8 protein-coding genes are annotated in these 9,883 nt (G+C 68.8%); 4 read left to right on the forward strand and 4 right to left on the reverse strand.

Annotated elements, in window-relative coordinates; translation table 11 throughout:
* Both uvrA and H0U68_RS00895 read left to right on the forward strand, forming a co-directional pair.
* Nucleotides 1-1,839, forward strand: a 1,839-nt coding sequence (gene uvrA / locus H0U68_RS00890) for an excinuclease ABC subunit UvrA (protein WP_296352215.1), incomplete at its 5' end; no start/stop codon positions are given.
* A 62-nt stretch (nt 1,840-1,901) separates the two neighbouring features.
* Nucleotides 1,902-2,306, forward strand: a complete 405-nt coding sequence (locus H0U68_RS00895) for a hypothetical protein (protein WP_296352217.1) — start codon at nt 1,902-1,904, stop codon at nt 2,304-2,306.
* A 1-nt stretch (nt 2,307) separates the two neighbouring features.
* Here H0U68_RS00895 and H0U68_RS00900 read toward each other — a convergent pair whose 3' ends face one another.
* Nucleotides 2,308-3,258, reverse strand: coding sequence for a LysR family transcriptional regulator (locus tag H0U68_RS00900; RefSeq protein WP_296352219.1), 951 nt, complete (start codon nt 3,256-3,258; stop codon nt 2,308-2,310).
* An 81-nt stretch (nt 3,259-3,339) separates the two neighbouring features.
* Between H0U68_RS00900 and H0U68_RS00905 the strand changes: the two genes are divergently transcribed.
* Entirely contained in the window at nt 3,340-4,449 is a 1,110-nt protein-coding gene (locus H0U68_RS00905) for an esterase (protein WP_365730316.1), read from the forward strand.
* Nucleotides 4,450-4,476: 27 nt separating this feature from the next.
* Here the strand turns inward: H0U68_RS00905 and H0U68_RS00910 are convergent, their stop codons facing one another.
* Genes H0U68_RS00910 through H0U68_RS00920 form a run of 3 tightly spaced genes read right to left on the reverse strand, consistent with a single transcriptional unit; the run spans nt 4,477 to nt 8,389 of the window.
* Complete coding sequence (locus tag H0U68_RS00910; protein ID WP_296352221.1) at nt 4,477-5,658, reverse strand: ABC transporter ATP-binding protein; 1,182 nt, start codon at nt 5,656-5,658, stop codon at nt 4,477-4,479.
* A 2-nt stretch (nt 5,659-5,660) separates the two neighbouring features.
* The gene (locus H0U68_RS00915) at nt 5,661-7,349 is read right to left on the reverse strand and encodes an iron ABC transporter permease (protein ID WP_296352223.1); all 1,689 of its coding nucleotides are present in this window, start codon (nt 7,347-7,349) and stop codon (nt 5,661-5,663) included.
* Complete coding sequence (locus H0U68_RS00920; protein WP_296352225.1) at nt 7,346-8,389, reverse strand: extracellular solute-binding protein; 1,044 nt, start codon at nt 8,387-8,389, stop codon at nt 7,346-7,348. The genes H0U68_RS00915 and H0U68_RS00920 overlap by 4 nt, the downstream gene beginning before the upstream one ends.
* 291 nt (nt 8,390-8,680) lie before the next feature.
* Here H0U68_RS00920 and H0U68_RS00925 point away from each other — a divergent pair.
* The coding region (locus H0U68_RS00925) for a CaiB/BaiF CoA-transferase family protein (protein ID WP_296352227.1) at nt 8,681-9,883 on the forward strand (1,203 nt) is incomplete at its 3' end.

Here is a 9,883-nt window from a genome sequence, read left to right on the forward strand (position 1 = left end):
GAGTCGGGCGCCTCGGCCGGGCGCAAGGTCACACGCAAGCACGTGTTCGAAGGGATCATTCCCAACATGGAGCGGCGCTACCGCGAAACCGATTCGGCCGCGGTGCGCGAGGAACTGGCGCGCTACCGCAGCCTGCAGCCCTGCCCCGAATGCCACGGCACGCGCCTGCGCGGCGAGGCGCGCCACGTGAAGCTGGGCGAGCCGGGCGACGCCGGGAAACCGGGCGAGGCGCCCAAGGCGATCTTCGAGATCGGCCGCATGACGCTGGCCGAGAGCCACGCCTATTTCCGCGGCCTGCGCATGAAGGGCGCGAAGGCCGAGATCGCCGGCAAGGTGGTGCGCGAGATCGACTCGCGCCTGAAATTCCTGAACGACGTCGGCCTGAGCTACCTCAGCCTGGACCGCAGCGCCGAGACGCTGTCGGGCGGCGAGGCGCAGCGCATCCGGCTGGCGTCGCAGATCGGCTCGGGCCTGACCGGCGTGATGTACGTGCTGGACGAGCCCAGCATCGGGCTGCACCAGCGCGACAACGACCGGCTGATCGCCACGCTCAAGCACCTGCGCAACCTGGGCAACAGCGTCATCGTGGTGGAGCACGACGAGGACATGATCCGCGCGGCCGACCACGTGGTGGACATGGGCCCGGGCGCCGGCATCCACGGCGGCCGCGTCGTCGCGCAGGGCACGCCCGCCGAGGTGCTGGCCAGCGCCGAGTCGCTGACCGGCAGGTACATGTCGGGCACGCTGAAGATCGCCGTGCCGGCCAGGCGCAACCCGTGGACACCCGTTCAGCCTGAGCCTGTCGAAGGCAGCGCGAGGGCTTCGACAAGCTCAGCCCGAACGGGGTTGCAAGTTCTGCGCATCGAGAACGCGCGCGGCAACAACCTGAAGGCCGTGACGGTGGACATCCCGGTGGGGCTGTTCACCTGCGTCACGGGCGTCTCGGGCTCGGGCAAGTCCACGCTGGTCAACGACACGCTCTATGCGGCCGTGGCGCGCACGCTGTACCGCGCGCATGAGGAACCGGCGGCGCACGACGCGATCGAGGGCATCGAGCATTTCGACAAGGTCATCAACGTCGACCAGTCGCCCATCGGCCGCACGCCGCGCAGCAACCCGGCCACCTACACCGGCCTGTTCACGCCGATTCGCGAGCTGATGTCCGAGACCGCCGCCGCCAAGGAGCGCGGCTACGGTCCGGGGCGCTTCTCTTTCAACATCGCGGGCGGCCGCTGCGAAGCCTGCCAGGGCGACGGCGTAGTCAAGGTGGAGATGCACTTCCTGCCCGACGTGTACGTGCCGTGCGACGTCTGCAAGGGCCAGCGCTACAACCGCGAGACGCTGGAAGTGCAGTGGAAGGGCCGCAACATCGCGCAGCTGCTGGACATGACGGTGGAGGACGCGCTGGAGTTCCTGCGGCCGGTGCCGTCCATCGCGCGCAAGCTGCAGACGCTGCTGGACGTGGGGCTGTCGTACATCAAGCTCGGCCAGTCGGCCACCACCTTGTCGGGCGGCGAGGCGCAGCGCGTGAAGCTGGCGCTGGAACTGTCCAAGCGCGACACCGGCCGCACGCTCTACATTCTGGACGAGCCGACCACCGGCCTGCATTTCGCCGACATCGACCTCTTGCTGCGCGTGCTGCACCAGCTGCGCGACGCCGGCAACACCATCGTCGTGATCGAGCACAACCTGGACGTGATCAAGACCGCCGACTGGGTGATCGACATGGGCCCCGAAGGCGGCTCGGGCGGCGGCACGGTGGTGGCGCAGGGCACGCCGGAAGACATTGCGGCGCATCCGGGCAGCCACACCGGGCGCTACCTCAAGCGGCTGCTGTAGGCCTGCGGGACGCGACAGCAGGTCGACAGAAGTTGTGTGCGCACGCGCACGCGCCGTAATTCTTGTCATCGCCGGACCTGCGGCGCAGCGCCGGGCGTAGAGTGATCCGGCGCCACGTGCGCACCGCTGGCCTGCACCGGGCTCGCCCGCCGGCATTCTTCTTCCTTTCGAGTCCCGCATCACCTGGCCGCGACGCGGCCGGGAGCGGCGCCCGCGCCGCCAGGAGTGATCCATGGCCTATACCCCAACCCACGGAAAGTGATGACGACATCCAGGGCGACGCCGCGCCCGACTCCATCGATGCGCTCGCAGGCAACGACCTCGTGCGCTCCGGCAAGGGCAACGACATGCTGTTCGGCGGTGCCGCGGACGCGCCTGCCGGCTACGACCGGTACGAGGCGGGCAGCGGAGAGTCGCTGGCGGTGCTGCTGGTGGGCCAGGCCGTGGAGGTCGTGCAGGCAGCCTGAGTCAGGCGCCGGCCAGCTTGGCGCCGGGCCTGCGTGCCGCGCACTCGCTCAGGTGGTCCACCAGCACGCGCGCCGCGGCGGGCAGCCCGTCGAAGTCGCGTGCCACCAGCTGCAGGCCGCGCTCGGACCACTCGTCGGTCAGCGGCACGGCATGCAGGTCGCCCAGGCTGTGCAGCACCTCGAAGGCGCGGTCCGGCAGCACGCCGATGCCCAGGCCGTTGTGGATCATGCGGCACATCGCGTCCAGGCTGGTCACGCGGATGCGCAGCTTGATGATGCGGCCGGCCTCGGCGGCGGCGTGCCGCAGCCCGATGTAGATGGCGCTGTTGATGTGCAGCCCGACGTGGTCGTAGTCCAGCGTGTCCTCGAAGCGCACCGAGGGCAGCGCCGCCAGCGCATGGCCGCGCGGCACCACCAGCACCAGCTTGTCGCGCTGGTAGGGCCGCGACTGCAGCTGGCCGGTGTTGGTGGCCTGCTGCGAGCAGATGCCGATGTCGGCGTCGCCGTCGCGCACCGCGCGCACGATGTCGGAGCTGACGTGCTCCTCCAGGTCGATCTTCACTTCCTCGTGCTTCGCCACGAAGCCGCCGAGGTCTTCCGGCAGGAACTGCAGGATGGCGGAAATGTTGGCGTGGATGCGCACGTGGCCGCGCACGCCTTCGGCGTATTCGCTCAGCTCGGCCTGCATCTTGTCCAGGCTGAACAGCAGCGAGCGGGCGTGGCGCAAAAAGGTTTCGCCGGCGGCCGTCAGGTCGACGCCGCGCGCATGGCGGTACAGCAGCGGCGTGCCGAGCGCATCTTCCAGGTTGGACAGGCGCTTGCTGACGGCGGATGCGGCGATCGATTCGCGCTCGGCCGTCTTGCCGATGGAGCCCATTTCGCCGACGGCGACGAAAAGCTGGAGAGATGCCAGATCGACGCGCCGGGTGAACCGGCGCGTGGAAGCATGCATTGCATCGGATGAATCGGAATCCACTGCGAACCAATGTAGCACACACCTCTCGGTTCGCGAAGGCTGCCCATCAGTTTTGCATTGGCCGGCGCGCGGGGTGCGCTTGTAATAAACAAGCACCCAACCATTAAAGCCAAAGAGACCGCCATCACCACCATCGTCAAATGGACGGGCATCGCCTGCGCGGCCGTGGGCCTTGCGGCCTGTTCCACCACCGCAACTACCGGCCTGCAGGTCAAGGAAGTCGGCAGCTACCACATGGGCGGGCGCGCCGTCACGCTGGCCGGCCTGCCGCCGAAAGAGATCACCTTCACGCCCGGCGCGCCGCCGCTGAAGGTGGACCCGAACGGCGACTTCGAGGTCGAGTCGCTCTATGCACGCTACACGCGGCTGGAGCGGCCCAAGGCAACGTACCCGCTGATGCTGTGGCACGGCGGCGGCCTGTCCGGCGTGACCTTCGAGACCAAGCCCGACGGCCAGCCCGGCTGGGAGAGCTTCTTCCTGCGCGCCGGCCACGACGTGTACGTGAGCGATGCGGTGGAGCGCGGGCGCGCCTCGTGGGCGCGCTACCCGGAAATCTTCAAGAGCGAGCCGTTCTTCCGGCCGAAGAAAGAAGCCTGGGAGCTGTTTCGCATTGGCCCCAACGGCTCCTACCGGACCGATGCGGCGCAGCGCAGCACCAACCCCGGCGCGCGCTTTCCGGTCGAGGCCTTCGACCAGTTCGCCAGGCAGGGCATTCCGCGCTGGTCCAGCAACGACGCGGCGACGCAGGCGGCGTACGACGCCTATGTGCGGCGGCAGTGCCCCTGCGTGATCGTGGTGCACAGCCAAGGCGCGAACTTCGCGTTCCAGGCGGCGCTGGCGCAGCCGGACAAGGTCAAGGCCATCGTCGTCGTCGAGCCCTCCGGCTCGCCGGACCCCGACACCACCGATTACGGCCGCATCAAGGGCATTCCCATGCTATGGGTGTGGGGCGACTACATCGACCGCTACCCGTTCTGGCAGGGCATCATGGCGCGGCAGGAGAAGTTCCGCGCGAACCTGGCCAAGGCGGGCGGCACGGCGGACCGGTTGTCGCTGCCGGAAGCGGGCATTGCCGGCAACACCCACATGATGATGATGGACCGCAACTCCGACGAGATCGCAGCGCGCATCCAGCAGTGGCTGGTGAAGCAGGGCCTGGCGAAGTAGCAGCGGGCGGCGCGCGGCCGCTTGCCGTCAGGCGGCGATCGGCTGCGGCACCTGGCGCTGCGCGGGCTGCGCCATTGGTTCCTCGTTCGCCGCCAGCGCGCCGCCCGTGTCGCGGCCGATCGCCACGATGGCGTCGGCGGCGATGGACACCGCCACGTTGGCGCCTTCGGCCGGCAGCTGGCCGCGCAGCGCCACCGCGCGCAGTTGCACGCCTTGCACGTCCAGCAGCATCTCGTGCGTGCGGCCCAGGAAACTGGAGCGCAGCACGCGCGCGGTGAAGCGGTTGGCTTCACGGCCGCTGCCACCGCTGCCGTCGCCCCCCAGCTGCACCGCCTCGGGGTGGATCGCCAGCGACACGGTGTCGCCCACGCCAACGCCGGGACGCGCACGCATGTGCAGCGGCAGCGCACCCACGCGCACCTCGCAGGTGCCGCCATGCACGGCCACCACCTCGGCGGCCAGCACGTTGGCCGCGCCGACGAAGTTGGCGACGAACTCGGTGGCCGGCGACTGGTAGATTTCGTGCGGCGCGCCGACCTGCTCGATGCGGCCGTCGCACATGACCACCACGCGGTCGGACAGCGACATGGCTTCCACCTGGTCGTGCGTGACCAGCACGAAGGTCGATTCGATCGCCCGGTGCAGCAGCTGCAGCTCGGCGCGCAGTTCTTCGCGCAGCGCCACGTCCAGGTTGCTGAGCGGCTCGTCCAGCAGCACCAGCGCGGGGCGGTAGGCCAGTGCGCGGGCCAGCGCCACGCGCTGCAGCTGGCCGCCGGACAGCTGGTGCGGGCTGCGGTCGGCCCAGGTGGTCAGGCGGCACAGCTCCAGCACCTCGTCGGTGCGCTTGCGGACCTCGGCGCCCGACATCTTGCGCAATCGCAGCGGCAGCTGGATGTTTTCGCGTACCGACATGTGCGGCCACACCGCGTAGCTCTGGAACACCATGCCGATGTTGCGGCGCTCGGGCGGCACGTGCACCGAAGCGGACGACAGGCTCTGACCCTGCAGCAGGATCTCGCCCTCGGTGGGCTGTACGAAGCCGGCGATCATGCGCAGCGTGGTCGTTTTGCCGCAGCCGGACGGGCCGAGCAAGGTGATGAACTCGTTTTTCGCGATGGACAGGTTGAAGTCCTCGAGCACGCGCGTCGCGCCGTAGCGCTTGCCCACACCCACCAGCGAGAGAAAGTCCTTGTTGGTCCCTGTTTGCACGCTCACACCTTCAGATTGTTCATCGACACACGGAACACCTTGCTGGCCAGCACCAGGCCCAGCACCGTGAGCAGCAGCAGCAGCATCGAGGCCGCGGCGGTCCGCTCGTAGCTGCCACCTTCAAGCAAGGTATAGACCAGGACCGGCAGCGTGATGGTGTCGGCGCCGTACACCAGCGCCGTCAACGAAAACTCCTTGATGGTGAACAGGAACACGATGACGAAGGTGATCACGATGCCGCTCTTCATCAGCGGCAGCATCACGTAGCGCCATGTCTGAACGTTGCCCATGCCGGCGATGGAGGCGGCCTCGCCCAGGCTGCTGTCGATCTGGCCGCGGGCGGCGTCGCAGGTGCGCAGCGCATACGGGATCATCACGAACACGTAGCCGAACGCCAGGATCCAGATGCTGCCGCCCAGGCGGAACGGCGCGCCGTACCAGGCCAGCAGGATCAGCACCGCCGCCACCACGTGCGGCAGCCCCAGCGGAATGGCCGCCAGGCCGCGGATCGCGCGCTTGAGCGGCGTCTGCTCGCCCGCCACCAGGATCGCCAGCAGGGCGCCGGTGATCGCCATCGCCACCGCCACGCCGAAGGCCAGCAGCAGGCTGTTGCCGATGGCCAGCAGGGTGGAGCTGTCGCCGGCCAGGAACTGGAAGTTGCGCAGCGAAAAGTTCGACAGCCGCAGGCCCTTCCACCAGCGGTCCATGAAGGCGGCGGCCAGCAGCGTGGCCACCGGCAGCACCAGCGACATGAACACCGGCGTCCAGGCGAACAGGGTCAGCGGCCATTTCCAGCGCTTGAGCTGCACCGTTTCGCTGCGCGCGCCCTTGCCGCCGACCACCACGTAGCGCGCCGAGCCGGCGCCCCCCATCAGCCGCGCCTGCAGCGCCACCGCCGCCAGCGTGAGCGCGACCAGCGGAATGCTGAGCGCGATGGCGGCGGCCAGGTTCGACTCCACCACGATGGTGCCGAACAGCTCGGTGGTCATGAAGCGCAGCTGGATCGGCGCGCCCAGCAGCAGCGGCGCGGCCAGCACGGTGAGCGACTCCGCCACCACGAAGGTCACGCCGGCCATGATGGACGGCATGATGGTGCGCACCGTGATCTTGAGGAACACGCCCGCCGGCGACAGGCCGGCCACCTGGCCGGCTTCCTCCAGCTCGGGGTTCATCTTGCTCAGGCCGCCCAGGGTGGTGAAGAACACCAGCGGATAGGTGTGCAGCACCGACAGCAGCACCACGCCCGAGAACGAGTACACGTTGTAGAGCGGGCCGCCCAGCACGTCGGCGAACACGCGGTTGACGAGGCCGCTGTTCCTGCCGAACAGGAAGATGTAGGCCACGCTGGTCAGCAGCACCGGGATCACGAACGAGATCGACACCAGCCCGGAGATCAGCGAGCGGCCCGGCAGGTTGGTGCGCGCGCACAGCCACGCCAGCAGCACGCCGATGATGGTGGACGGCACGATGGTGAAGGCCGCCAGCAGCAGCGAGTTCACCATCGGCTCGCTGTTGGAGGCGCGAAAGACCTTCACCACCTCGTCCAGCTGGAACACGCCCAGCGACGACAGCAGCGGATAGCCCACGAAGGCGCAGACCAGCGCGCACGCCATGGCGAGCGCCGGCCCGAGGCCCAGCCGCAGGCCCGCCCTGCGCGCCGGCGCGCCCAGCGTTGCGGCAGCCGAGGTCACGAGCCGCTCTTCGCCTTCTGGACGATCTGGCCGTACTGCTCCAGGAGCTGGCTGCGCGTGAGAGGCAGGTCGACCGTGGGGTACTTCACCTTGAGCTTCGATGCCGACGGGAAGCCGTACGGCCCTTCGACGTCGCCGCGGCTGGAGAACCAGCCGAATTTGCGGAAGCTGTCACCGGCCTCCTTGGAGGTCAGGTAGTCGATCAGCAGTTCGCCGCCCTTGGGGTTGGGCGCTTCTGCGATCAGGCTGGCCGTGAGCGGCGAGGTGAACAGCACTTCGCCGACCGCCTCGACCGGGCCCTTGGCCTTCATGGTTTCCGACAGGAACGAGGTGGCCGCGGTGGACACGCTGCGCTCGCCGTTGGCCAGCACCTGCTCGATGCCGGGGGCGATGGCGATGGCCAGCGGGTCGTTGCGCAGCAGCTTCTCCACCCAGGGCCAGCCCTGCTCCTTGACCATGGCCTTGAGCATCAGCAGGCCGCTGGCGCTCTTGGCCGGATCGGAAATCACGACCTTGCCCTTCCACTTCGGGTCGGCCAGCTCGGCCCAGCTTTGCGGCGCGGCACCGGGCTTGACCAGGTTGGTGTTGATGGCCTTGGTGAGGCCGTAGAAGCAGATGCCGACCCACTGGTCGTTCTTGTCCTTGTAGGCGTCCTGCACGCTGGCGAAATTGGCACTGCGGTATTTCTTCAGCGCGTTCGCCGTGGTGAGCTCGTCGACCAGGTCGGGGTCGCCCAGCGTCACCACGTCCACGTTGTACGACTTGGTGCGCCGCTCGGTGGACAGGCGGCTGTAGACCGTGCCCGTGCCGCCGTAGTAGACGACCACGTCCAGCCCGGTCTTCTTCTTGAAGCCTTCGATCAGTTCCTTGCGCAGCTCGTCGGGCGCGACCGAGGTGTACCAGTTGACCTTGCCGGCCGCCTTGGCTGCCGCGATGCGGGGATCCGGCGCCTGCGCAAAGGATGCAGGGCTGTATAGAAGAATGGAAGCGGGTAGCGCGGCCAGCACGAGCCGGCGAGAGAGCCTTGGGAGGTGCGACACGATTGTTTCCTTTGCTTCGTGTTTGTCTTTTTTCGAACGGCGTCCCGATGGTCTGGGCCTTCACTCCCATTGTCAATCCGGTGCAGCGCGGACCTGCTCTCGGTTGCCGATGGCGGACCCCTTCGGCGGGCATGGCTGCGGGGGACGCAAGCCGGGGCTCATCCATGCCATGAGTGCTCGCGAATGGTGATGGTAGTGCTGGCAAAACGCGACTTCGCCGCGCAGGGCACGGCACCGAGAATCCGCAGCGGAGCCGCTGTCACACACACACACCACAACAACACAATACCTATGCAAGATCTATCCAACCCAGGTCCATTGGAAGGATTGAAAGTCCTCGAACTCGGGCAGCTCATCGCCGGCCCGTTCGCCGCCAAGACGCTCGGCGACTTCGGCGCCGACGTCATCAAGATCGAGGCGCCGGGCGCCGGCGATCCGCTGCGCAAGTGGCGCCTGCTGAAGGACGGCACCTCCGTCTGGTGGCAGCTGCAGTCGCGCAACAAGCGTTCGCTGGCGCTGGACCTGCGCGATCCCGCGGGCCAGGAGATCGTGCGCACCTTGGCCGGCGAGGCCGACGTGCTGATCGAGAACTTCCGCCCCGGCACCATGGAGGCGTGGGGGCTCGGCCCCGACGTGCTGCTGGCCGCCAACCCGCGCCTGGTCATGCTGCGCATCAGCGGCTACGGCCAGACCGGGCCCTACCGCGACCGCCCCGGCTTCGGCGCCATCGCCGAGGCGATGAGCGGCCTGCGCCACCTCACCGGCGAGCCGGGCCGCGTGCCGGTGCGCATGGGCGTCTCGATGGGCGACACGCTGGCCGCGCTGCACGGCGTGATCGGCATCCTCATGGCGCTGCAGCACCGCCACGCGAGCGGCCGCGGCCAGGTGATCGACGTGGCGCTGTACGAGGCGGTGTTCAACTGCACCGACAGCCTGCTGCCCGAATACAGCGCCTTCGGCCACGTGCGCGAGCCGGCCGGCAGCGCCCTGCCCGGCGTCGCGCCGAGCAACACCTATGCATGCCTGGACGGCTACGTGCTGGTCGCGGGCAACGGCGACAGCATCTTCAGGCGGCTGATGCACGCCCTGGGCCGCGACGACCTGGGCAACGATCCGCAGCTTGCCGACAACGCCGGCCGCGTCGGCCGCGTGGCGGAAATCGACGCCGCCATCGGCGAATGGACGGCGCGGCACACGGTCGTGCAGGCGCTGGCCATGCTGGACGCCGCCCGCGTGCCGGGCAGCCGCATCTACACGGCGGCCGACATCGCCGCCGATCCGCATTACCGTGCGCGCGGCATGTTCGACGACATCGTGATGGACGACGGCAGCACCATCGCCCTGCCCGGCATCACGCCCAAGCTGTCGCTCACGCCGGGACGCCACCGGCGCAACGCGCCGGCACTGGGGCAGGACAGCATCGAGATCCTGGCCGAGGCCGGGCTGGCGCCGGAGCGCATCGCCGCGCTGCGCGCCGCCGGCGTGGTGCAGGCG

The organism is Ramlibacter sp. (assembly GCF_013697775.1).
Classification (GTDB): domain Bacteria; phylum Pseudomonadota; class Gammaproteobacteria; order Burkholderiales; family Burkholderiaceae_C; genus Ramlibacter.

Bases quoted from the DNA above. Each gene is read 5' to 3' on its own strand.
- H0U68_RS00900 (WP_296352219.1), bottom strand. From the start codon at position 3,258: ATGCATGCTTCCACGCGCCGGTTCACCCGGCGCGTCGATCTGGCATCT.